A 22,981-nucleotide genomic window follows, 5' to 3' on the forward strand; every position below is an offset into this window, starting at 1 on the left:
CCGCCTTGATGAGCGACTGGCGCGCCGGATTCTGGCCCGAACCGGCCGCGAGCACTTGGCCCAGGATCACTTCGCTCACCTGATCCGGCTTCACGCCCGAACGCTCCAGCACGGCCTTGATGACCGTCGCGCCGAGTTCCGGCGCCGCGATTTTCGCGAGCGAGCCGCCGAATTTGCCTACCGCCGTACGCGCGGCCGATACGATCACTACGTCAGTCATTTCAGTTTCCTCTTGGCATCGAATGTTAATGCGGCTACGAACGGTTCCATGCGCTCGCGCGCACGGTCACGCGCCGCTCAGAAGTCGCGTTCCAGCACGTAACGGCCGGGTGCGGCCTCGATCACCGGGTAAGTCTTCGATCCCTGCGCCGCGCCCGCCTTGACCTGCTCGCCCGCGTTCGCGGCGAGCCACTTCGACCAGGTCGGCCACCAGCTTCCGGGATGCTCGGCGGCGGCATCGAACCACGCGTCGGGGTTCTCGGGCAGATGCCCGTCGTTGCTGTCGATCATCCAGAAGCTGCGCTTGTTCTTCGACGGCGGATTGATCACGCCCGCGATATGCCCCGACGCGCCGAGCACGAAGGTCTGCGGTCCGGAGAGAATCGGCGCGGACGCATAGGCCGATTTCCACGGCACGATGTGATCTTCGCGCGAGCCGTAGATGAAGGTCGGCACCGTGAGACGCGACAGGTCGACCGGCTCGCCGCACACCTTCAGCGCATTCGGCGTCTTCAGCTTGTTCTCGAGATACGTGTTGCGCAGATACCAGACGCACATCGGGCCGGGCAGGTTCGTCGAATCGCTGTTCCAGAAGAGCAGATCGAACGCTTGCGGCGTGCGGCCCTTGAGATAGTTATCGACGACGTAATTCCACACCAGATCGTTCGGTCGCAGATACGAGAACGTATTCGCGAACTCGATGCCGCGCATGAGACCGGCTGGCGCGCCGTTCTTGCCGCCGATCGCCTGCTCGCGCATCTGCACGTGCGCCTCGTCGACGAACACGTCGAGCACGCCGGTATCCGAGAAGTCGAGCATCGAGGTGAGCAATGTCATCGATGCGGCCGGTTCCTCGCCGCGCGCCGCCGCCACCGCGAGCGCGGTCGCGAGAAGCGTCCCGCCGATGCAGAAACCGAGCGTGTTGATCTTGTCTTCGCCCGTGATCTCCTGCACGACGCCGATCGTCTCCAGCACGCCTTGTTCGACGTAGTCGTCCCACGTCTTGTGCGCGATCGACTGATCCGCGTTGCGCCACGACAGGATGAACACCTGATGCCCTTCTTCGAGCGCATAGCGCACGAGCGAGCTTTCCGGCGACAGATCGAGAATGTAGAACTTGTTGATGCAAGGCGGCACGATCAGAAGCGGGCGCGCATACACCTTCGGCGCGAGCGGCTTGTACTGGATCAGTTGCACGAGTTCGTTCTCGTACACGACCGAGCCTTCCGTCGATGCGATGTTCTTGCCGACGAGAAAGCGCGATTCGTCCGACTGCGAAATCTTGCCGCGCTGCATGTCAGCGAGCAGGTTCAACATGCCCTGGCGCAGGCTCTCGCCCTTGCTTTCGATGAGCGTCTTCTGCGCGTCGGGATTGAGCGCGAGGAAGTTGCTCGGCGCGGCCGCGGCCGCCCACTGCTGCACCGTGAAGCGGATACGCTCGCGCGTCTTCGGATCGCTCTGCACGGCGTCGGCGAGTTCCTGCAGATAGCGCGCGTTCAGCAGATACCACGCGGCGGTGAACGCATATGCCGGCGTGGATTGCCATGCGGTGTCGGTGAAGCGACGATCCTTCAGCGCCGACGGATCGATGCTCTGCGCGCCCGCCTGCTTGAGCAACTCGGCGGCATCGCGCGAATAGTTGCTCTGCAACTCGTGCAGACGCTCGGGCGCGATCGCGGCGGTCGGAATCTTCGGCAACGTGGGCAACCCCTGCATCGCCGCGCCGAAGCCCGGCATGCTGCTCGCGAGCTTGGCGAATTCCGCCATGCCGTTCATCTTCGTGAAATCGGGCATCTGCGGCATGGCGCCGGACATCGGAAACGACGGGAATGCCGTCGACGGAAATCCGTTCGGAAATCCGTTGGCGAATGCACTGAAAGCAGCGAACGGCAATGCCGCCGCCGCGGCCGCATCATTCGCGCTATTCGTCTGCTGAGTGAATTTCGACCACTGCGCGGGATCGGCGACGCTGCGCCACGCGTTCAGCCATTGATCGAACGCCTGCTGTACGCCAGTCGTTTCGGCGGATGCTTCTGCCGAGGTGCTGTCGGCGGTACGGGAGCGGGAAGATGAGGAAGTAGATTTGGAAGCCATACCCGCTATTGACCTGTGAGTCTCGGAAGACTTGGATTGCTGATGCAGGCATCGCCGGGCTTTCCTCGACCAGCGCGCAAGTGTTGGTGCGCCTTATGCGCGTGGCAAGTCTGAGCCTTGCTACGCCGTGCCCGATTGATTGAATTCCAGGAACATTCTTGCTCTAGGATGTCAGGCATGTCAATGCTTCGTCCCGATTTTGCCGCAGTGCGATATTTTTTTAATTATCGTTTTCCCCCATGCGAAATGTTGCGTTCGCAAGGGGTTTCGTCATAGGCAAGAAACGATAGTTGGGTACGTTCCAACACTAATGACAATGGTCATTCATTGAGCCAGATCATTGCGGCCATGCGGCCCGTCACGCGATCGCGTCGATATGAATAAAAGCGCTCTTTTTCCGTGACGGTGCAATGCGTGCCGCCGTGAACGCGCGCGGCATCGATGCCTAGATCGGCAAGACGCATACGCGCGAGCGCGTAGATATCGGCGAAATACTTGGCCGGTGCGCCGCCGACGGGACGGAACGCGGCGCTCGTCGCGTCGCGGCGATCCTCTTGCGACGCCGCGATGAAGGCGTCGAGCACGTCTTCGCCCACTTCGAACGCCTGCGGCCCGATGGCCGGCCCGAGAAACGCGTTGAGCGACGAGGCCGGCACGCCCGCGAGCGACGCGACGCGCTCGCCCGTCTTTTCGATGATGCCGCCCGCGAGACCGCGCCAACCCGCGTGCGCGGCGCCGACCGCGCGGCCGTCGTTGTCGCAAAACAGCACCGGGAGACAATCGGCCGTCATCACGACGCACACAACGCCCGCGCGATCCGTCACGCTGGCGTCGGCGCGCGTGCGCTCGCCCTGCGCGAGGCGCTCGATGACGGCGCCCGCCTCCACGACTTCCGTGCCGTGGATCTGCTCGAGCCACGCGGCTTCGCGCGAACCCGTCAACGCGAGCGCGCGGCGGCGATTTTCCTTCACCGCGTCAGGCGCATCGCCCGTGGAAAAACCGAGATTGAGGCCACCCGCGCCGGGCTCGCCGCCGCCATAAGGCGCATCGCTCACGCCGCCATTACGCGTCGTGACGAATGCCCGCACGCGCGGCGACACGCTCCATTGCGGCCAGAGACAGTCTTTCGATGGCAAATCGGCAGCGTCGCGCGTCATGCTTCGTCGTCCTCGTAATCTTCGTCGTCCCAGTCGCCTTCTTCGCCTTCGCCCATTTCATAGACGTCGGCGAAATCGTCGTCCTCATCGAACTCGACTTCTTCGTCCTGTCCGAAGCCGAGCTCCGCGGCGAGCGTCGCGATGTCTTCGGGAACGTCCGCGCGCCAGTGCACTTCCTTGCCCGTCGCGGGATGGATCAGGCCGAGGCGCCACGCATGCAGCGCCTGTCGCGCGAATTCGTTGGGCAGCGGCTTGACCGACCGCTTGCCGCGCGCGTGCCCGTACACCGGGTCGCCCAGCAGCGGATGCTGGATATGCGCGCAATGCACGCGAATCTGATGCGTCCGGCCGGTTTCCAGATCGCAATGGATGGCGCTGACGGGCTGGCCGTGCCACGTCGTGCGGTCGATGGTGCGGAAATGCGTGCGCGCGGGCTTTCCCGACGCAGTCTTTACCACCGCCATGCGCGTGCGCTCGCGCGGATCGCGGCCGATGGGCGCGTCGATCGTGCCTTCGTCGGGCATGTTGCCCCACACGAACGCGACGTAGCGGCGTTTCACCGTGCGCGCCTGCAACTGCCGCACGAGGTCGGTTTGCGCCTCGAGCGTGCGCGCGACGACCATCAGCCCGGACGTTTCCTTGTCCAGCCGATGCACGATGCCCGCGCGCGGCAGCCCGGCGGCGGCATCGCCGTAACGATGCAGCAGGCCGTTGAGCAGCGTGCCGCTCCAGTTGCCCGCGGCCGGATGCACGACCATGCCCGCGGGCTTGTTGATGACGACGAGCGCCTCGTCCTCATAGACGATATGCAGCGGCACCGGCTCCGGCGCGAACGCGAGCTGCTCGGGCAGAAGGTCGGGGACGAGCGTGATCGTCGCGCCGAGCGGGACGGGCTGGCGCACTTTCGCGCCCGCGCCGTCGACCAGCACGCGCCCTTCCTCGATCCAGCCCTGCAACCGGCTGCGCGAGAACTCGGGGAAGATTTTCGCGAGCACCTTGTCGAGCCGGTCGCCCGCGAGCTCGTCGGGCACGCGGGCCGTGCGGGGCGCTTCGCGAGCCGCGCCGCCGCCCGAATCGGCCTGCGCTGCGTCGTCGGGGGTGGCGCATGGGCTATAATCTTTGAGTTGGTCTTTGGTACGACGAGTACTTGAGCGGGTCATTTGAACGAGATTCGGCGGCATGGAAGAACAGCCGCGCCGGAAAAACAGCTAGAACAGCGAAGAATCAACTAGATTCAGCCAGGAACAGCAAGCACTGATGCGAGCCTTCAACACCATTCATCTCTCGATGCGTCAATCGATCAAGTATCTGGCGCTGGCCGCGAGCGTCGCCATCGTCACGGCCTGTCACGGCCTGCCCGAGAAGACCGACGAAACGGCAACATGGAATAACAACAAATTATATACGGAGGCCCAGGACGCGCTATCCGGCAGCGACTGGGGCAAGTGCGCGAAGTATTTCGAAGGGCTCGAAGGCCGCGATCCGTTCGGCCATTTCGCACAGCAGGCGCAGATCAACGTCGCGTACTGCAACTGGAAGGACGGCGAAACCGCCAACGCCGACCAGGCCATCGACCGTTTCATCAAGCTGCACCCGGATCATCCCGAAATCGCGTATGCGTACTATCTCAAGGGCATGATCCACTTCAACGACGACTTGGGCCTCTTCGGCCGCTTCTCGGGTCAGGACATGAGCGAGCGCGATCCGAAGTCGCTGCGCGAGTCCTACGACGCGTTCAAGGTCGTCGTCGACAAGTATCCGCAAAGCAAGTACGCGCCCGATGCCGCGCAGCGCATGCGCTATATCGTGAACGCGCTCGCATCGCATGAAGTGCACGCCGCCGATTATTACTATCGCCGTGGCGCGTATGTGGCCGCGATCAATCGAGCGCAGCTCGCCATTCGCGAGTACAAGAACGCGCCGGCAACCGAAGACGCGCTGCACATCATGATGCTGTCGTACGAGCGTCTCGATCAGCCGCAACTCGCCGACGACACCAAGCGCGTGCTCGCAGCGACGTTCCCGGACAGCCCGTATGTCACCGGCAAGCGGCGCGCGGGCGCTGACAAGCCTTGGTATCAGATCTGGTAGTCCAGAAAGCAAAAAGCGAAACGGCCGGTTGATCACCGGCCGTTTTTTCATGTCGACGAGAATTGCGAACCCGATGCTTATTCGGCCAGTTCCGTCTTCCACTTCGCGGCATCGCTGAAAAACTCGCGCACCACGTCCAGCTCGCGCGTGCGCTTGAACGGCGGCAGGCTTTGCCAGATGCGCCGGCCGTAAGGCTTGTCGACGAGCCGCGTGTCGCAGATCATCAGCACGCCGCGATCCGTCTCCGCGCGAATCAGCCGCCCCGCGCCCTGCTTGAGCGTGATGACCGCCTGCGGCAACTGATGCACAGCGAACGGGCTCAAACCTTTCTTCGTCAGCGCGTCGAGGCGCGCGGCCAGCACCGGATCGTCGGGCGGCGCGAACGGCAGCTTGTCGATGACGACGAGCGACAACGCATCGCCGCGCACATCGACGCCTTCCCAGAAGCTCTGGCTGCCCACCAGAATCGCGTTGCCATAGGCGCGGAAACGGTCGAGCAGTTCGGTGCGGCTCGCATCGCCCTGCACGAGCAGCGGATTGTCCCAGCCGCGCCGCTCGATCACATCGCGCATGCGGTTGGCGATGCGGTCGACGGCGCGCAGCGTCGTGCACAGCACGAACACGCCGCCGCCCGCCGATTCGATCACCGGCAGCGCGGCATCGAAGACGGCATCGGTGAATTGCGGCGACGACGGTTGCGGCAGATTGCGCGGCACGTACAAAAGCCCTTGCGACGGATAATCGAACGGGCTCGGCAGCGTCATCGAACGGCGCGCGTTGAGGCCCATCTGCGCCGCGTAATGCGTGAAGTCGCCGCGCACCGAGAGCGTCGCGGACGTGAAAATCCACGCGCGCGGCACGCCTGCGCGCTGCTTCGCGAAGATCGGCGCGACCGAAAGCGGCGTTTCGTGCAACTGCACCGTGTGCGAAAACACCTCGATCCAGCGCACCATTTCGTTCGGCTCTTCCTTCGCGGCCTCTTTCGCGACATCCTCATCCGCGACGACGGCGCGTTCGAGCGATGTCGGCGGCGTCGTCCAGCCCGCGAGCAGATCCTGCAACTCGCGCGCGCGGCGCACCAGCGCCTGCAACGATTCGGCACGTTCCGCATGCGAGGACAGCGCCGCGGCAAGCGCCGAAAGATGCGTCTCGAGCGTGTCGAGCGCCTCGAAGATCGGATGGTCGTCCGGCAACTGGCCGAGCGACAGACGCACCGAATCTTCCTTGAACGCGAGCCGCACGTCGCGCGCGGCGCGCTCCAGCGCCGCGCCGAGCTTGGTCCAGTCGGCGGCGTCACGCGCGTGCGACAGACCTTCGGCGACGGTATCGCGGGCGAGTTCGAGCAGTTGCGTCGTCGAAAGCGTCTCGCCGAAGAAGAGTGTCGCGGTTTCGGGCAACTGATGCGCTTCGTCGAAGATGATCGTGTTCGCCGTCGGCAGAAGCTCGGCCATGCCGGTGTCGCGCAGCATCACATCGGCGAAGAACAGATGGTGATTCACCACGACGATGTCCGCCTGCTGCGCCTCCTTGCGCGCCTGCATCACGAAGCATTCCTTGTAGTGCGGGCATTCCTGGCCGAGACAGTTGTCGCGCGTGGACGTGACCATCGGCCAGACGGGCGAATTCTCCGGCACGCTCGCGAGTTCGGCCTTGTCGCCGGTGCGCGTGATCTTCGCGAAACGGACGATCTCCTGCAGATGCGACGTGTCCTGGCGCGTCGGCAGACGGCCGTTGTCCGCGGTGCGCTCCAGATAGTAGTGACACAGATAGTTGGCGCGGCCCTTGAGCATCGCGACCGAAACCGGGACGGCGAGCGCGTCGCGCACGGTCGGAATGTCGCGCTGAAAAAGCTGATCCTGCAGATGCTTCGTGCCCGTCGACACGATGACCTTGCCGCCCCACAGCATCGCCGGCACGAGATACGCGTAGGTCTTGCCGGTGCCCGTGCCCGCCTCGACGATGAGCGTGTTCTCGCCGCCGTCGATAGCCGCCTTCGCCGTCGCGATGCCGATGTCATCGGCCGGCTGCTCGTCGGGCGCATAGGGTTTGTCGGACGGGCCGAGCTTGCGCGCGGGGCGGCGCTGCGCCTCGAACATCGCGGGCTCGGGCATTGCGCGGCCGGACGCTTCCATCGCGGCGGCGACGGAACGCGCCATTTCGATCTGCGATGCACGCGGCCGATAACCGTCGATCGCGCGTGCGAGCAGACCTTGCGCGGAAAAGATGGCGTCCAGCTCGACGCCGCGTTTATCGGTCAGCGCGAGCGGCGCGTTCGCGTCATCACTGGGTTGTGCGGGTGAGTTCAAGGCGTGCTAAATCCTGCGGGTTTCGGCGCGGCCGCGCACGCGAGGCGCCGTCGCAGCACGCGCTCGCGGCGGGCACGCGGCGTTCAGTGCGCGTCCGAGTCAAGCTGCAATTGCAGCAGGAGTATGGTGTCTTTCACCTTGAGCTTGCGCTTTTTCAGGCGCCTCAGCTCGAGGTCGTCGATGCCGGACATCTTGTCGATCAGCGTGTCCAGACTGTGATGCTCGTCCTGCAACTGCGCGATGCGATCGCGCAGCAGGGCGGCATCCATGGCGGGTTGTCGGGGTGCGCGCGGGGATTCACTAAAGCGCTGCTGCATGCTCGCCTCCTTTCATCCACTTGGCGCGGGCCCGTTCGACGAGCCCGACTGCCCTATTTACCTTGCTGCTGTTGTTGCTGCTGCTGCAGTTTCAATTGCTCCTGGCGCTGCTGCTCTTGCTGCTGCGCCTTTTCCTGCGCTTTTCTCGCGGCTTCTTTCTGACGCGCTTCGACTTCCGCGCGATGCTGCGCGGCTTCCTGCTGCTTCTGCTCGTAGCGCTGCGCCTTTTGCTCGCGGTCCTGCGCGTCCTGCACGCCGCGCGCGCGCGCTTCGTCGAGTTGCTTCTGGTAGTCCGCCTGCTTGCGGTCGTACGCCGCCTGGTTGGCCGCGCGTTGCGGCGCTTCGGCTTCGCGCTGGGCGGCGGCCAGCGCGTTCTGACGTTGCCTGTCCTCGTAGGCCTGCTGGCTCGCTTTCTCGTTCGCCGCGCGCTGCGGCGCTTCGGCCTCGTATTGCGCCCGCTTGATCGCCTTCTGCTGATCGCGTTGCTTCGCCCGCTCGGCGCGCTGCTCGTCGTCGAGCGCGAGCTGTTCCTGGCGGATTTGCTGGCGCGTCTCGCGCATCTCGTTGCGCGCGTTGTCCAGACAATGATTCACGAAGAACTTGCTATAGCAGTCGTGCTCTTTCACGCCGTAGCGGTAGTTGTTTTCCTCGGTGCGCCGGTCGAGCACCTTCTGGCGCTGGGCGAAATCGGCTTGGAGGGAATCATCGGCGCTTGGCTGAGCCGCTGCATCCGGGGCACGAGCACTCACGGACGTGTCCGGATCGACGGGCTTGGCGGCTTGAGCGAGCGCGCGCTGCGGCGCGAATGCGCCCGCTGCGCAAAGCAGTAAAACCGCCGCGGCAACCGGCACGTTTGGAAGGCGAAAGTTGGGCAAATGGATGGACGGCAACGTGATAAAGAATCAGGCGCAAAACGGCTCGTGCGATGCCCAAATTCTATCACCGCACGCCGGAGCGCTTCGCCATTTATGGCAAAATCCCCCGCTTCAGCAACCCGGTCCGAACCTGGCTCGTCACAGCGTCACCCGCCCGCGGCGCCTCGCTTTCGCGAAGCCGCGCACACGGCGCGGATCTCGCCGGCGAGCCGCAGACAGCGCAGAATCATGACGGAAACCGTAGCACTCAAGATCGTACAGCGCATTGCCACCGAACTCACCGTGCAGCCGCGCCAGGTCGCCGCCGCCGTGCAGCTTCTCGACGAAGGCTCGACTGTCCCGTTCATCGCCCGGTATCGCAAGGAAGTCACCGGCAATCTCGACGACACGCAACTGCGCACGCTCGAAGAGCGCCTGCTCTACTTGCGCGAACTCGAAGATCGCCGCGCGGCGATCCTGCAAAGCATCGACGAGCAAGGCAAGCTCACCGACGAACTGCGCGGCGCCATCGAAAGCGCCGACAGCAAGCAGGTGCTGGAAGACCTCTATCTGCCGTACAAGCCCAAGCGGCGCACGCGCGCGCAAATCGCCCGCGAAGCCGGTCTCGAGCCGCTCGCGCAGGCGCTCCTCGCCGATCCCACGCTCGATCCTCAAACGGAAGCCGCGAAATTCGTCGATGCGGAAAAAGGCGTCGCCGATACCAAAGCCGCGCTCGACGGCGCGCGCGACATCCTCTCCGAGCAGTTCGGCGAAACCGCCGAGATCCTCGGCAAGCTGCGCGAGCATCTGTTCAATCAGGGACTCGTCATGTCGAAGGTGGTGGACGGCAAGGAAGGCGAGGAAGGCGAAAAATTCCGCGACTACTACGACTACAGCGAAACGATCCGCACTGTGCCGTCGCACCGCGCGCTCGCGCTGTTCCGTGGCCGCAACGCAGGCGTGCTGAGCGTCAAGCTGGGCTTGGGCGAAGAACTCGACGCGCAGATTCCGCATCCGTGCGAAGCGATGATCGCGGGCCACTTCGGCATCGTGAACCGCTCACGCGCCGCCGACAAATGGCTCGCCGACGTCTGCCGCTGGTGCTGGCGCGTGAAGGTTCAGCCGCATATCGAAACCGAACTGCTCACGCAATTGCGCGAAGAAGCCGAGCACGAAGCCATTCGCGTGTTCGCGCGCAACCTGAAGGACTTGCTGCTCGCCGCGCCCGCGGGTCCGAAGGCCGTGATCGGCCTCGATCCCGGCCTGCGTACGGGCGTGAAGGTGGCGGTCGTCGATCGCACCGGCAAGCTGCTCGCGACCGACACGATCTATCCGCACGAGCCGCGCCGCGACTGGGACGGCTCCCTCGCGAAGCTCGCGCGCATCGCGCAAGCCACGCAAGCGGAACTCATCTCGATCGGTAACGGCACGGCCTCGCGCGAGACCGACAAGCTCGCGAGCGAACTCATCGCGAAGCATCCGGAACTGAAGCTGCAGAAGATCGTCGTGTCGGAAGCGGGCGCGTCGGTGTATTCGGCGTCCGAACTCGCCGCGAAGGAGTTTCCGGAACTCGACGTCTCGTTGCGCGGCGCGGTTTCCATCGCGCGGCGTCTGCAGGATCCGCTCGCGGAGCTCGTCAAGATCGAACCCAAGGCGATCGGCGTCGGCCAGTATCAGCACGACGTGAATCAGCGCGAACTCGCGCGTTCGCTCGATGCTGTCGTCGAGGATTGCGTGAACGCGGTCGGCGTCGACGCGAACACGGCCTCCGTCGCGCTGCTCGCGCGCGTGTCGGGACTGAACGCGACGCTCGCGCGCAATATTGTCGATTTTCGCGACGCCAACGGGCCGTTCCCGTCGCGCGAGCATCTGAAGAAGGTGCCGCGTTTGGGCGACAAGACCTTCGAGCAGGCAGCCGGTTTTCTGCGCATCAACAACGGCGAGAATCCGCTCGATCGCTCGTCGGTGCACCCGGAAGCGTATCCCGTCGTCGAGCGCATTCTCGCGAAGATCAAGAAGCATATCGGCGATGTGCTCGGCAAGCGCGAAGCGTTGACCGGTCTCTCGCCGACCGAATTCGTCGACGATCGTTTCGGCCTGCCGACCGTGCGCGACATTCTCACCGAGCTTGAAAAGCCGGGCCGCGATCCGCGCCCCGAGTTCAAGACGGCGACGTTCAAGGAAGGCATCGAGAAGATTTCGGATCTCGTGCCGGGCATGATCCTCGAAGGCGTAGTGACGAACGTGGCGGCGTTCGGCGCGTTCGTGGATATCGGCGTGCATCAGGACGGCCTCGTGCACGTTTCGGCGATGTCAACGAAGTTCATCAAGGATCCGCACGAAGTCGTGAAGGCCGGTCAGGTCGTGAAGGTGAAAGTGCTGGAGGTAGACGTGAAGCGCCAGCGCATCGCCCTCACCATGCGTCTGGACGACGACTTCGCTCCGGCTTCATCGGGCGCGGGCGGCGGCGCGGGTTCGCAGCGCGGCGGCGGTCAGGATCGTCGGTCGGGTCAGCGTCCGCAACAGCGTCGCGAGCCGGAACCGGCCGGCGCGATGGCAGCGGCGTTCGCAAAACTGAAACGATAAAGCCTCACGGCGTCAGCAAAAAACCCCACGTCTTGCGACGTGGGGTTTTCTTTTTGCGCTTCGCAACGATGCAGCGTCAGATTTCGATCTTCGTGCCCAGCTCCACCACGCGATTTGCGGGAATGCTAAAGAAATCGGTGGGCTTCGCCGCGTTCTGATGCATCCACGCGAACACGCGCTCGCGCCACACCGACATGCCCGGCAGTTCCGTCGGCACGACTGTCTCGCGCGCCATGAAGAACGACGTGTCCATCAGCTCGAAGGTCATTGCGTGGGTGCGCGTGATCTGTTCGAGCACGGCCTTCACGTCCGGCGTCTCGTTGAAACCGTACGCCGCCTTCACGAGGAACAGCCCGCCGCCGATGTCCTTCACTTCGAGACGATGCGCGTCGTCGACATAAGGAATGTCACGCGTCGTGAAGTTCATGAAAATGGTGCGCTCGTGCAGCACCTTGTTGTGCTTGAGATTGTGCAGCAGGCTCACGGGCACGAGCGAATCGCTGCCGGTGAGATAGATCGCCGTGCCCGACACGCGATGCGGCGGATGCGCGAGCAGGCCCTGCAGAAACGGCATCAGTGGAATGCCGTCCGCGGCCGTGCGGTCCTTTACGATCATGCGGCCCTTGTACCAGGTCATCAGCAGGAAGAAGAGCGCCCCGCCGATGCACAGCGGCAGCCAGCCGCCCTGCTCGACTTTCAGCAGGCTCGCGCCGAAAAAGCCGATGTCGATCATCAGGAACACGGTAATCATCCCGCCGACGAGCCAGCGGTTCCAGCCCCACAGATTCACCATCACGACCGACACGAGGATCGTGGTCGTCAACATGGTCGCGGTGACGGCCAGACCGTACGCGGCGGCAAGATTCTCCGAGCTTTTGAAGCCGATGACGATGCACAGGATGATGAAAAGCAGCATCCAGTTGACGAGCGGAATGTAGATCTGGCCGATCGCGAGCTCCGAGGTATGCAGGATCTTCATGCGCGGCACGTAGCCGAGCTGGATCGCCTGGCTCGTCAGCGAATACGCGCCGGAAATGACCGCCTGCGATGCGATCACCGTCGCGACCGTCGACAGGATCACGAGCGGCAGCAAAGCCCAGTCGGGCGCGAGCAGGAAGAACGGATTCTCTATTGCCTTCGGATCGTGCATCAGCAACGCGCCCTGGCCGAAATAGTTCAGCAGCAGCGACGGCATCACGAATCCATACCAGCCGTAACGGATCGGCTTCACGCCGAAGTGACCCATGTCCGCGTACAGCGCTTCCGCGCCGGTCAGGACCAGCACGACCGACCCGAGCACGATATACGCCTGCAATACGTGCTGCGCCATGAAGGAAATCGCGTAGTACGGATTGAGCGCGACGATGATGCGCGGCTCGATCACGATATGCGCGGCGCCGAGCACAGCGAGCGTCGCGAACCACACGACCATGATCGGGCCGAAGAGCTTGCCGACCACCGCCGTGCCGTGGCGCTGAATCCAGAAGAGCAGGATCAGGATGACGATCGTGATCGGCAGCACGTAGGGCGTGAGCTTGGGCGCCGCGATCTCCAGACCTTCGACTGCCGAGAGCACCGACATCGCGGGCGTGATGACCGCATCGCCATAGAACATGCATGCGCCGAAGATGCCGAGCATCATGAGCACGCCGGAGACCTTGCCGGCCTCTTTCACGCTGCGCAGCGCGAGCGTCGTCATTGCGAACACGCCGCCTTCGCCGTTGTTGTCGGCGCGCATGACGAAGAGCACGTACTTGACGGCGACGACCATGACGATCGCCCAGAAGAGCAATGAGATGACGCCGAGAATCGACGCCTCGGACAGGCCGATGCCGTGCGACGGGCTAAAGGCTTCCTTCAATGAGTAGAGAGGACTCGTGCCGATGTCGCCGAAAACGACGCCGATGGCCGCGAGCGCAAGCGAGGGCAATGGTTGTTTATGCTCGTGCGCGTGAGTCGTGTTAGTCATAAAAGCGAGATATCCGTCCAGAGCGGAAAGAAACGAACGCCATTCTATCTAACGTCGCACGCCAAGATGCCGTCTCGCGTGTTGCTGCAGCGCCACGAGAGACGCGATTGAGAGTGTAGCATCGCGCCTCGCACGCGTCGGCAAGCGCGTCGGACACAATCCTTCGCGCTTCGCTGTTCGCTGCAGCCAATGAAAAACGCCGTTGCGCCCGGCTTGGTGCCAGGCGAACGGCGTTATCGGCGCGAACGGTCAGGCCGTGGCGCTCAGCCGCGGCCGTTTTGCGTGCCGCGCTTGATCCATGCGCCGAGGTTGTGCGGACGGACCGTGTCCCACTCCTCGAACGGCTGATGAATCCACGGATTCGTTTCAAGATGCTGAACGTGATAGTCGGGCTTGACCTTGGAGCATGCCTTGTACCAGAGCACCGCGGAGCGCACGGCCGTGATCGCCGGATAACGTTCCTTCAGATGCTCCTGCACGCGTGCGAGCGTGACGCCCGAATCGACCAGATCGTCGACGAGCAGCACGTTGCCGGACAGATCGCCGCGCGTCATCGTGATGTATTGCGCGATGTCGAGATCGCCCTGCTCCGTGCCCGCCGCCTCGCGGTACGAGCTCGTTGCGAGAATGGCGAGCGGCAGGTCGTAGATGCGCGAGAGCTGGTCGCCCACGCGCAGGCCGCCGCGCGCGAGGCATAGGATCTTGTCGAACTTCCAGCCCGACTCGTGCACCTTCAGTGCGAGCAGTTCGATCAGCCGGTGGTATTCATCCCAGCCGACCCAGAGGTTCTTGTCGTCGTTGCGCGGGTCCGTCATCGCGATCATGGTGAGGCTCTTTCAAATGCTTAGGTTATATACGAAATGTGGCCGCAGATGCGGCCACATTCTTTACAGCGTCCGGTTGCGGTCGAGGCGCTTGTCGCGCTCAGACCTTGAACGGATGACGGAGCAGGATGGTTTCGTCACGGTCCGGACCGGTCGACACCATGTCGATCGGCACGCCCGCGACTTCCTGCACACGCGTGAGATAGGCGCGCGCGTTCTCCGGCAGGCCGTCCCATTGCGTGATGCCGATGGTGCTTTCCTTCCAGCCGCCGAACGTTTCGTATACCGGCTCGCAACGCGCGACTTCCGATGCGCCGCGCGGCAGGATATCGACCGGCTTGCCGTCGAGCGTGTAGCCGGTGCAGAGCTTGACTTCATCGAGGCCGTCGAGCACGTCGAGCTTCGTGATGCACAAGCCCGAGACGCCGTTGATCTGGATCGCACGGCGCAGCGCGGCGGCGTCGAGCCAGCCGGTGCGGCGCGGACGGCCCGTGACCGAACCGAATTCCTTGCCGACGGTCGCGAGATCCAGGCCGACCTTTTCCTGGCGTTGCGGATTGTCGGCATCGTACAGCTCGCTCGGGAACGGGCCCGAGCCGACGCGCGTGCAATACGCCTTCGTGATGCCGAGAATGTAGTTCAGACGCTGCGGCCCGATGCCCGCGCCGGCCGTTGCCGCGCCCGCGACGCAGTTGCTCGACGTGACGAACGGATACGTGCCGTGGTCGATATCGAGCAGCGTGCCTTGCGCGCCTTCGAACAGCAGATTGCTGCCGGTGTGGTTCGCGTCGTAGAGGCGGCGGGAGACGTCCGTGACCATGGGCGCGAGACGGTCGGCATAGCCGAGCATCGTGTCGAGCGTTTCCTGGAAATCGACGGCTTTCGCGCCGAGGTATTGCGTCAGCACGAAGTTGTGGAAGTCGAGCGCTTCGCGCAGGCGTTCCTCGAACACCGCACGGTCGAAGAGATCCTGCACGCGCAAGCCGCGACGCGCGACCTTGTCTTCGTACGCCGGGCCGATGCCGCGGCCGGTCGTGCCGATCTTGCCGGCGCCGCGCTTGGCTTCGCGCGCCTGGTCGATGGCAACGTGGTACGGCAGAACGAGCGTGGCGGCTTCGGAAATGAAGAGGCGCTTCTGGACGTCGATGCCAGCCGCTTCCAGTTCGTCGATTTCCTTGAACAGCGCTTCCGGCGACAACACGACGCCATTGCCGATGAAACAGGCCGTGCCCGCGCGCATGATGCCCGACGGAATGAGGCGCAGAATGGTCTTCTTGCCGCCGATGATGAGCGTATGGCCGGCGTTGTGACCGCCCTGGAAGCGCACGACGCCTTGGGCGTGGTCCGTCAGCCAGTCGACGATCTTGCCCTTGCCCTCATCACCCCACTGGGTGCCCACCACGACGACGTTGCGCCCCGGGTTCACATTCACTGCACTGGCAGACATGTTGATTCGTTAGCTGGTTAAAAACGTATTTTACCTATGTTCGCGAAAGGTTCCGAGTTTTTCGGGACGCGTTTCGCGATTTCGTCACGCTCGCGCGATTGGAATCGGCTAAGCAAAATCCCTTGCCGATCAAGCGACTGTATGCGCTGGCCGCTTCAGGGGCGGGTTTCGACCGTCCACTTGCCGTCACGTTCGACGAGCACGCGATCGAACGCGAATTCGTCCAGATCGTGTTCATGGCCGGGCAGCGCCTGGATCACCACTTCGCCCGCGTCGCGGAGCGCAAGAATCGCCGCGCGCAGCGGCTCGTCGTGCTTCCACGGTGCGAGGATCGCGCTGCCGCGCGCGTCGACCGGGGAAATGCGCGCCACTTCGCGCAGATCGAGCGAAAAGCCCGTCGCGGGCCGCGCACGGCCGTAGGCCAGACCGACGTCGTCGTACCGGCCGCCGCGCGCGACCGCGTTCGGCACGCCATCGACGTAAGCCGAGAACATCACGCCGCTGTGATACGCATAGCCGCGCAAGTCCGCGAGATCGATCATCAGTTCCGCGCCTTCGACTTGCCCCGCGAGAAACGCGAGATCGTCGAGCGCGCGCGCGATCACCGGCAGATTCGGCAGACGGCCACGCGCGATCTGCAGCACCGACGCATCGCCGTACAGCGACGGCAGCGCGCGCAGCGCCTCGCGCGGTACCTGTCCGAGATGCGCGGTCAGTTCGTGGAGGCGCGGCACGTCCTTGCTCGCGAGCGCGTCGTAGAGCGCCTCGCCGAGCGACGCCGCGGCCGGCTCGAGTTCCAGCAACGCGGCAAGCACACCCGCGTGACACAGATCGAGACGCACTTTCGTCAGACCTGCGAGATGCAGCGAGTCGAGCATCAATTGCTGGATCTCGAGATCCGCTTCCAGTCCTGCGTGACCGTAGATTTCCGCGCCGATCTGAATCTGCTCGCGCGTGGCGTGCAGCCCGCGCGGACGCGTATGCAGCACGACGCCCGCGTAGCACAGACGCGTCACGCCCTGACGATTCAGCAGATGCGCGTCGATGCGCGACACCTGCGGCGTGATGTCCGCGCGCAGGCCGAGCGTGCGCCCGGACAGCTGATCGACGAGCTTGAAGGTGCGCAGATTCAGGTCGCTTCCGCCGCTCGTCAGCAGCGATTCGAGATACTCGAGCATCGGCGGCATGACGAGTTCGTAGCCGTAGGAACGGAAACGGTCGAGCAGACGGCGGCGCAACTCTTCGATCTTGCGGGCTTCCGACGGCAGAACGTCGGCGATATTCTCGGGAAGTAACCAGGTGGACATCGATGCGATTCCTACGGGACGCGAGGCTCGACGCTTCGTGCGTGGCGCTCGTCGGTCAGGGACGAAAAGATAGAAACAAGATAGGCGAAACGGTGCGATGCTGCCGGGCGCGGCTCACGTCGCGATCAGGAGCAGGATCAGGCCGAGCACCATCGCGACCAGCCCGCCGATGCGGATGTGGTGCGTCGGCCGCTCCGCGATGCGGCGAAAAGTGTCGCGCCACGCGGTCGGAAAAACGAAGGGAAACATACCTTCGATGATCAGCATCAACGCAAGAGCGAGCAGTAACGTCTCGGCCATGTCCAAGGGATTTTTATAGGCCACGCAGCCAGCACAGGCTGGCCGCGCGGCGCGCGCACGGGATCAGCGCTTCACCGTGGCCGGGGCCGGCGTGTCAGCCGCGCCGCCGGTCGGGCTCTTCATGAAGCGGAAGAAGTCGCTGCTCGGATCGACGACGATGACGTCGCCCGGCTTGAACGTCTTCTTATACGCTTCGAGGCTCTGATAGAACTGGTAGAACTGCGGATCGCGTCCGTACGCATCGGCCGCTATGGCCGCCGCCTTGCTGTCTCCTTCGCCCTTGATCGACTGCGCCTGGCTGTACGCGTCGGCGAGAATCGCCTGCTGCGTGCGCTCGGCGTCGGCCTTGATCTTGTCCGCCTCCGCCGTGCCCTTCGCGCGCTCGTTCGCCGCCGCCTGCTGGCGCGCCGCGATCATGCGCTTGTAGACCGCATCGGCTACGGCCGGCGGGAAGTCGATGCGCGTCATCTGCAAATCGACCATTTGCACGCCGAATGCCGCGGCCGCGCCTTCCACGCTCTTCTGCGCGTCGGTTTCGATGGCCTGCTGATTGCCGAGCGCGTCCGTCAGCGAGCGCTTCGCGAAGCCGCTCGCGAGCGCGGTGCGCGTGAGCGCGGTGATGCGTTCCTCGGCCGTCTGCGTGTTCTTCTCGTTGCTTTCGAAGAGCTTCAAGGGATCGGCGACGCGATACTTGATCACCGTGTTCACCAGCACTTCGTTCTTGTCCGATGTCGAGAAACGATCGGCGCCCGATTCGTCGATGGTGAGCGTACGCGTGTCGATGAGCGTGAGCGTCTGGAACGGCGGCGGCAGCTTGAAATGCAGCCCCGGGCCTTCGAGACGCGGATTGCCTTCGCCATGCGCGGCGACGACGGCGGCATGCCGTTCGTCGACGGTGAAGATCATCGACGATCCGATGAAAAGCACGATCACGACAGCGACGATGAGCGCAAAAATTCGATTCATGTCGCGCTCCTTATTGCAGGTCGTCTTGACGACTGCGGGAGCGGAACGCATCGCGCGAACGCAGCGGATCGCCGCCGGCATTGGCGCTCGCGCCGCTGGCCGCGCTGGCCGGCGCAACCGCGGCCGGCGCCGATGCGCTCGCCGCGCCCTGCGCGCGCGCCTGAGGCGCTTCGGACGCGCCCGACGCCACCGCGCCGCTGGCGGCATCCGCCGATTCCTTCACCTGCTGTCGATTGGCTTCGACGAGCTTGTCGAGCGGCAGATACACCACGTTATTGCCGGCCTTGCTATCGACGAACACCTTCGTCGTGCGCGAGTAGATCTGCTGCATCGTGTCCAGGTACATGCGTTGACGAATGACCGCGGGCGCCTTCGAATATTCCGCGTACACCTCTTTGAAGCGCTCCGCGTCGCCCTGCGCCTGCGTGACTTCGCGATTGCTGTACGCCCTCGCCTCGTCGATCAGCTTGGCGGCATCGGCCTTCGCGCGCGGCAACAATTGATCCGCGTAGGCTTGCGCCGTATCGCGGGCGCGCTCGTTGTCCTGACGCACGCGCGCCGCTTCCTCGAACGCCGACTGCACCTGTTGCGGCACCTGCACGCTTTGCACGGCGACGCCCGTCACTTGCAGACCGGTGCGATAGGTATCGAGCGAGCGCTGGATCGTTTCGATGAGGCGCGCGCGGAGGGCTTCGCGATCCTTGTAGAGCATGTCGTCCGTCGAAAGACTGCCGGCGATCTCGCGGATCGCCGACTGCGCCGCTTGCGTGACGCTGTCGTCGGCGTTGATGCTGCGGAACAGGAAATCGGTGGGCGACTTGATCTGGTATTGAACGGCGAAGCGCACGTCGACGATATCCGCGTCGTTCGTCAGCAGCGACGCGTCGCGCACGTTGCCTTGCGACAGCGCGGTGCCGCGCCCGACTTCGACGGAGCGGATCTGCGACGTATCGACGATTTCGCTCGACTGGAACGGATACGGCAGACGCCAGTGGATGCCTTGCGCGACCGTCTGACGATATTGTCCGAACTGGGAGACGACGCCGACATGGCCGTCCTGCACGACGAACACACCGCTGCCGAGATAGATGGCGATAAGCACGCCGATAACGATGCCGAGCCCGATCTTCGTGCCGCGGCCATTCTCGCGCGGCGCGCCGTTGCCGGGCTTCCGGCCGAACACGCCCGCGATGCGGCGGTTGAATTCGCGCCACATCTCGTCGAGATCGGGCGGACCTTCGTCCTTGCCGTTCGGACGCTTGCCGTCCTGCGGACGCTTCGAGTCGTTCTTCACGCCATTGCCGTCGCCCCGCCCCCAGCGCGGATCGTTGATCGAAAAGACGGCAGGCTCAGCTTGCCGGTTAGTCCGCTCTTTGTAGTCGTTCACTCGGTGATTCACCATTAGACAGCCGGGGTCGACGCCGGGTCGATGCAATTCCGAAGGCACTCAGTGTCCGTGCTCGGGAACCTTTTGATTGTCACGCTCGACGGCCGGCCGATGGTCATCCGGCTGCGCGTTCGTGTCGTGTATGGCGTTTGACCCGGACTGCGTGGATTGCGTTGCTTCGGACGCCTCGTGCGGCCCCGGAAATTCGGCGAGCACGCTGGGTAGGCCCGCATCGGTTTCTTCGGATTCCGCCGTGGCTATTTCGGCGATGGCAGCGCGCAGCGCATCGAGCCCCTGACCCGTGCGTGCGCTCAAGAAAACGCGCGAAATATTACCATACTCGTCCCTTTCAACCGCTTCGCCACGGGCCGCGAGCTCGGGCACCGCATCGATCTTGTTGAAGACGAGAATCTGTCGAATGTTGTCCGCGCCGATGCCGCGCAACACCTCGTTCACCTGATCGATCTGATCGAGGCGCACCGCGCTCGATGCATCGACGACGTGCAGCAGCACGTCCGCATGAATGGTTTCTTCGAGCGTGGCGCGGAATGCGGCGACCAGTTGGTGCGGCAATTCGCGGATGAACCCGACGGTATCCGACACGACGACATGGCCCGCTTCCTCGCCGAGGAACACGCGGCGCGAAGTCGTATCGAGGGTGGCGAAGAGCTGGTCCGCCGCGTACGCCTGCGCTTTCGTGAGCGCGTTGAACAAGGTGGACTTGCCCGCGTTCGTATAGCCGACGAGCGACACGGACATCGTGCGATTGCGCGCGCGCTGACGTCGCTGCGTGCCGTGCTGGCGGCGCAGTTTCTCGAGACGCGACTTGAGCGCCTTGATGCGCTCGCCGATCAGACGCCGGTCGGTTTCGAGCTGCGTTTCGCCCGGACCGCGCAGGCCGATACCACCCTTCTGCCGTTCGAGGTGAGTCCACGCGCGAATGAGGCGCGTCGACAGATATTGCAGTTGCGCGAGTTCGACCTGCAGCTTGCCTTCGTGACTGCGGGCGCGCTGCGCGAAGATATCGAGAATGAGGCTCGTGCGATCGACCACGCGGCGATTCAGCGCGACTTCGAGATTGCGCTGCTGCGCGGGCGCGAGCGCGTGATTGAAGATGACGAGTTCGACGTCGTTCGCTTCGCACTGCAGACGCAGTTCCTCGACCTTGCCGCTGCCGATGAACATCTTGGCATCGGGACTCTGACGGCGGCCGGTGAGCGTGACGGCGGGATGGGCGCCCGCACTTTGTGCGAGCAGACTGAGTTCTTCGAGACTGGCTTCGAAATCGATCTTGCCGAAGTCGATGCCGACGAGCGCTGCGTTAATCAAATTAATATGTTTAAGTATTTGAAGCGACCGGCGAGTTGCTTAATGTTCGCATTAGAAGTGGCAATTTCGCGCCGGCCGCGACGAGGTTTAGGACGGTTCAGCGTCCGGGTGGAAGTTCACCGGGCGAGCGGGCACGACCGTCGAAATGGCGTGCTTATAGACCATCTGGGTGACCGTATTTCGGAGCAACACGACGTACTGGTCGAACGATTCAATGTTCCCTTGGAGCTTGATGCCGTTGACCAGATAGATCGAGACCGGCACGTGCTCTTTACGCAGTGCGTTCAAAAACGGGTCTTGTAACAATTGCCCTTTGTTGCTCATAGCAAACTCCGTGTTTTTTTGCAGGTTGGAAGTATTGTGGACGAAGAAAAAGAGATCCGCCGACAATCGCTACACTATAGCTGATTTTCGCTGTTTTACGTTTCAGTAGCCGGATCGGCCAAATGGCCAGCGGCACCGAAGCGTAAGGCTTCACGCGGCCCTTACTCCTTGTCCGCGTAAGGGTTTCGACTCGATCGAAACTCTATGCGAAGTGGAGTGCCGGCGAGCCCAAAAGTTTCGCGAAAGCGCCCTTCCAGATATCGCTTGTACGTGTCCGTGATCGCGTCGAGCGCGTTGCCGTGCACGACGATGATCGGCGGATTTTGCCCGCCCTGATGCGCGTAGCGCAGCTTCGGACGCACCGGGCCACGCCGGCGCGGCTGCTGGAATTCCACCGCCTCGATGAGCGCGCGCGTCAGCTTCGGCGTCGGCAGCTTGGCCATCGCGGCGGCGTAGGCGTCGTCGACCGATTTCATCAACGCGCCGATGCCCGTCTTCTCCAGCGCCGAAACGTAGTGGAATTTAGCAAAGTCCAAAAACTTGAGCTTGCGCGTCAGGTCCGACTTCGTGCGCTCACGCACATGCGAATCGAGACCGTCCCACTTGTTCACGCCCACCACGAGCGCACGGCCCTGCTCGACCACGAAACCGGCGATATGCGCGTCCTGTTCCGAGATGTCCTGCTGCGCATCGAGGAGAAGAATGACGACGTTGGCATCCGCGATCGACTGCAGCGTCTTCACGACCGAAAACTTTTCGATCGCTTCGAACACCTTGCCGCGCCGACGCAGGCCGGCCGTGTCGATCAATGTGTATTTGCGGCCTTGTCGCTCGAAATCAACATAAATCGAATCGCGCGTGGTGCCCGGCATGTCGAACGCGATCACCCGCTCTTCGCCGATCAGCGTGTTCACGAGCGTCGACTTGCCGACGTTCGGACGCCCGACGATCGCAATCTTGACGCCATGTTTCGCCTTCTCGTCTTCCGACTCTTCCGGCTGATCCTTGTACGCGATATCCAGCGCGTCGTTGATCATTTCGACGACGCCGTCGCCGTGCGCCGCCGAGATCGCGCGCGGATCGCCGAGACCGAGCTCGTAGAAGTCCGCCGCGACCGCCGAGTACTTCATGCCTTCGGCCTTGTTGACGACGAGAAAGAGCGGCCGGCCCGTCTTGCGCAGATAGTCGGCGATCGCCTTGTCCTGCGGCGCGAGCCCATTGCGTCCATCGACGATGAACACGACGATATCGGCCTCTTCCACCGCCTGGCGCGTCTGCCGCGCCATCTCGTGCAGAATGCCGTCCTTCGCCACCGGCTCAAAGCCGCCCGTGTCCACCACGAGATACGGGCGTTCGCCGCCCACACGGCCTTCGCCGTAATGACGGTCGCGCGTCAGGCCCGGCAAATCCGCGACGAGCGCGTCGCGCGAGCGCGTCAGCCGGTTGAAAAGAGTCGATTTCCCAACATTGGGGCGCCCGACGAGGGCAATCACGGGTTTCATCT

General features: G+C 63.7%; 19 protein-coding genes and 1 pseudogene. 3 read left to right on the top strand and 17 right to left on the bottom strand.

Translation table 11 applies throughout. The features are described 5' to 3' along the window. Positions 1–220 (bottom strand): annotated as a pseudogene (locus tag QCE49_RS07275) (acetyl-CoA C-acetyltransferase); the annotation flags it as partial. A gap of 77 nt (positions 221–297) precedes the next feature. Continuing rightward, positions 298–1,986 (bottom strand): class I poly(R)-hydroxyalkanoic acid synthase, encoded by a 1,689-nt coding sequence (phaC, locus tag QCE49_RS07280; protein WP_239295303.1) that lies wholly within the window; start codon positions 1,984–1,986, stop codon positions 298–300. Here phaC and QCE49_RS07285 point away from each other — a divergent pair. Further along, positions 1,985–2,155, top strand: a complete 171-nt coding sequence (locus tag QCE49_RS07285) for a hypothetical protein (protein ID WP_239295302.1) — start codon at positions 1,985–1,987, stop codon at positions 2,153–2,155. The genes phaC and QCE49_RS07285 overlap by 2 nt on opposite strands. Before the next feature lie 478 nt (positions 2,156–2,633). Here the strand turns inward: QCE49_RS07285 and pgeF are convergent, their stop codons facing one another. Then, the gene (gene pgeF, locus QCE49_RS07290) at positions 2,634–3,470 is read right to left on the bottom strand and encodes a peptidoglycan editing factor PgeF (RefSeq protein WP_250457758.1); all 837 of its coding nucleotides are present in this window, start codon (positions 3,468–3,470) and stop codon (positions 2,634–2,636) included. Further along, a complete protein-coding gene (locus QCE49_RS07295) occupies positions 3,467–4,630 on the bottom strand; it encodes an RluA family pseudouridine synthase (RefSeq protein WP_250457757.1) in 1,164 nt (387 codons plus the stop codon). Before QCE49_RS07295 ends, pgeF begins: the two co-directional genes overlap by 4 nt. A gap of 97 nt (positions 4,631–4,727) precedes the next feature. Between QCE49_RS07295 and QCE49_RS07300 the strand changes: the two genes are divergently transcribed. Next, positions 4,728–5,561 (top strand): outer membrane protein assembly factor BamD, encoded by an 834-nt coding sequence (locus QCE49_RS07300; RefSeq protein ID WP_008349407.1) that lies wholly within the window; start codon positions 4,728–4,730, stop codon positions 5,559–5,561. A 77-nt stretch (positions 5,562–5,638) separates the two neighbouring features. Here QCE49_RS07300 and QCE49_RS07305 read toward each other — a convergent pair whose 3' ends face one another. The 3 genes from QCE49_RS07305 to QCE49_RS07315 all read right to left on the bottom strand — a co-directional run bounded on the left by QCE49_RS07305 (position 5,639) and on the right by QCE49_RS07315 (position 9,074). Next, complete coding sequence (locus tag QCE49_RS07305; protein WP_008349405.1) at positions 5,639–7,867, bottom strand: ATP-dependent DNA helicase; 2,229 nt, start codon at positions 7,865–7,867, stop codon at positions 5,639–5,641. 83 nt (positions 7,868–7,950) lie between these two features. After that, on the bottom strand, positions 7,951–8,136 hold the full coding sequence (locus QCE49_RS07310) for a DUF465 domain-containing protein (RefSeq protein WP_008349403.1): 186 nt from the start codon (positions 8,134–8,136) through the stop codon (positions 7,951–7,953). A 101-nt stretch (positions 8,137–8,237) separates the two neighbouring features. Next, positions 8,238–9,074, bottom strand: a complete 837-nt coding sequence (locus QCE49_RS07315; protein ID WP_051996708.1) for a hypothetical protein — start codon at positions 9,072–9,074, stop codon at positions 8,238–8,240. A gap of 213 nt (positions 9,075–9,287) precedes the next feature. On the opposite strand from QCE49_RS07315, the gene QCE49_RS07320 reads away from it, so the two are divergent. Continuing rightward, a complete protein-coding gene (locus tag QCE49_RS07320) occupies positions 9,288–11,624 on the top strand; it encodes a Tex family protein (protein WP_250457756.1) in 2,337 nt (778 codons plus the stop codon). Between the two features lie 76 nt (positions 11,625–11,700). On the opposite strand, the gene QCE49_RS07325 is transcribed toward QCE49_RS07320, so the two are convergent. The 10 genes from QCE49_RS07325 to der form a co-directional block, all read right to left on the bottom strand. After that, a complete protein-coding gene (locus QCE49_RS07325) occupies positions 11,701–13,593 on the bottom strand; it encodes a potassium transporter Kup (RefSeq protein WP_250434818.1) in 1,893 nt (630 codons plus the stop codon). Positions 13,594–13,856: 263 nt separating this feature from the next. Further along, complete coding sequence (locus tag QCE49_RS07330; RefSeq protein WP_008349397.1) at positions 13,857–14,417, bottom strand: phosphoribosyltransferase; 561 nt, start codon at positions 14,415–14,417, stop codon at positions 13,857–13,859. Between the two features lie 100 nt (positions 14,418–14,517). Next, positions 14,518–15,864, bottom strand: coding sequence for an adenylosuccinate synthase (locus tag QCE49_RS07335; protein WP_250434820.1), 1,347 nt, complete (start codon positions 15,862–15,864; stop codon positions 14,518–14,520). A gap of 155 nt (positions 15,865–16,019) precedes the next feature. Beyond that, positions 16,020–17,171, bottom strand: coding sequence for an ATP phosphoribosyltransferase regulatory subunit (locus QCE49_RS07340; protein ID WP_008349394.1), 1,152 nt, complete (start codon positions 17,169–17,171; stop codon positions 16,020–16,022). Between the two features lie 114 nt (positions 17,172–17,285). Further along, the gene (locus QCE49_RS07345; protein ID WP_033536382.1) at positions 17,286–17,477 is read right to left on the bottom strand and encodes a DUF2065 domain-containing protein; all 192 of its coding nucleotides are present in this window, start codon (positions 17,475–17,477) and stop codon (positions 17,286–17,288) included. A 57-nt stretch (positions 17,478–17,534) separates the two neighbouring features. After that, positions 17,535–18,437, bottom strand: a complete 903-nt coding sequence (hflC, locus tag QCE49_RS07350; protein WP_008349390.1) for a protease modulator HflC — start codon at positions 18,435–18,437, stop codon at positions 17,535–17,537. A gap of 10 nt (positions 18,438–18,447) precedes the next feature. Then, positions 18,448–19,824 (bottom strand): FtsH protease activity modulator HflK, encoded by a 1,377-nt coding sequence (gene hflK / locus QCE49_RS07355; RefSeq protein WP_008349387.1) that lies wholly within the window; start codon positions 19,822–19,824, stop codon positions 18,448–18,450. A 60-nt stretch (positions 19,825–19,884) separates the two neighbouring features. Continuing rightward, on the bottom strand, positions 19,885–21,153 hold the full coding sequence (gene hflX / locus QCE49_RS07360; RefSeq protein WP_008349385.1) for a GTPase HflX: 1,269 nt from the start codon (positions 21,151–21,153) through the stop codon (positions 19,885–19,887). 87 nt (positions 21,154–21,240) lie between these two features. Further along, the gene (hfq, locus tag QCE49_RS07365) at positions 21,241–21,477 is read right to left on the bottom strand and encodes an RNA chaperone Hfq (RefSeq protein WP_008349383.1); all 237 of its coding nucleotides are present in this window, start codon (positions 21,475–21,477) and stop codon (positions 21,241–21,243) included. A gap of 161 nt (positions 21,478–21,638) precedes the next feature. Beyond that, positions 21,639–22,979 carry a ribosome biogenesis GTPase Der gene (gene der, locus QCE49_RS07370; RefSeq protein ID WP_008349381.1) on the bottom strand — a complete coding sequence of 447 codons (1,341 nt, stop codon included), beginning with the start codon at positions 22,977–22,979 and terminating at the stop codon, positions 21,639–21,641. Positions 22,980–22,981: the final 2 nt, after the last annotated feature.

The sequence above is a fragment of the Caballeronia sp. LZ008 genome, from assembly GCF_031451435.1.
Lineage (GTDB): Bacteria > Pseudomonadota > Gammaproteobacteria > Burkholderiales > Burkholderiaceae > Caballeronia > Caballeronia zhejiangensis.

Excerpts from the sequence above, each read along its gene's own strand:
- QCE49_RS07285 (WP_239295302.1), top strand. The coding sequence starts at position 1,985 with ATGCCGTTCATCTTCGTGAAATCGGGCATCTGCGGCATGGCGCCGGAC.
- phaC (WP_239295303.1), bottom strand. The coding sequence starts at position 1,986 with ATGGCGGAATTCGCCAAGCTCGCGAGCAGCATGCCGGGCTTCGGCGCG.
- pgeF (WP_250457758.1), bottom strand. The coding sequence starts at position 3,470 with ATGACGCGCGACGCTGCCGATTTGCCATCGAAAGACTGTCTCTGGCCG.
- QCE49_RS07295 (WP_250457757.1), bottom strand. The coding sequence starts at position 4,630 with ATGACCCGCTCAAGTACTCGTCGTACCAAAGACCAACTCAAAGATTAT.
- QCE49_RS07300 (WP_008349407.1), top strand. The coding sequence starts at position 4,728 with ATGCGAGCCTTCAACACCATTCATCTCTCGATGCGTCAATCGATCAAG.
- QCE49_RS07310 (WP_008349403.1), bottom strand. The coding sequence starts at position 8,136 with ATGGATGCCGCCCTGCTGCGCGATCGCATCGCGCAGTTGCAGGACGAG.
- QCE49_RS07320 (WP_250457756.1), top strand. The coding sequence starts at position 9,288 with ATGACGGAAACCGTAGCACTCAAGATCGTACAGCGCATTGCCACCGAA.
- QCE49_RS07325 (WP_250434818.1), bottom strand. The coding sequence starts at position 13,593 with ATGACTAACACGACTCACGCGCACGAGCATAAACAACCATTGCCCTCG.
- QCE49_RS07330 (WP_008349397.1), bottom strand. The coding sequence starts at position 14,417 with ATGATCGCGATGACGGACCCGCGCAACGACGACAAGAACCTCTGGGTC.
- QCE49_RS07335 (WP_250434820.1), bottom strand. The coding sequence starts at position 15,864 with ATGTCTGCCAGTGCAGTGAATGTGAACCCGGGGCGCAACGTCGTCGTG.
- QCE49_RS07340 (WP_008349394.1), bottom strand. The coding sequence starts at position 17,171 with ATGTCCACCTGGTTACTTCCCGAGAATATCGCCGACGTTCTGCCGTCG.
- hflC (WP_008349390.1), bottom strand. The coding sequence starts at position 18,437 with ATGAATCGAATTTTTGCGCTCATCGTCGCTGTCGTGATCGTGCTTTTC.
- hfq (WP_008349383.1), bottom strand. The coding sequence starts at position 21,477 with ATGAGCAACAAAGGGCAATTGTTACAAGACCCGTTTTTGAACGCACTG.
- der (WP_008349381.1), bottom strand. The coding sequence starts at position 22,979 with ATGAAACCCGTGATTGCCCTCGTCGGGCGCCCCAATGTTGGGAAATCG.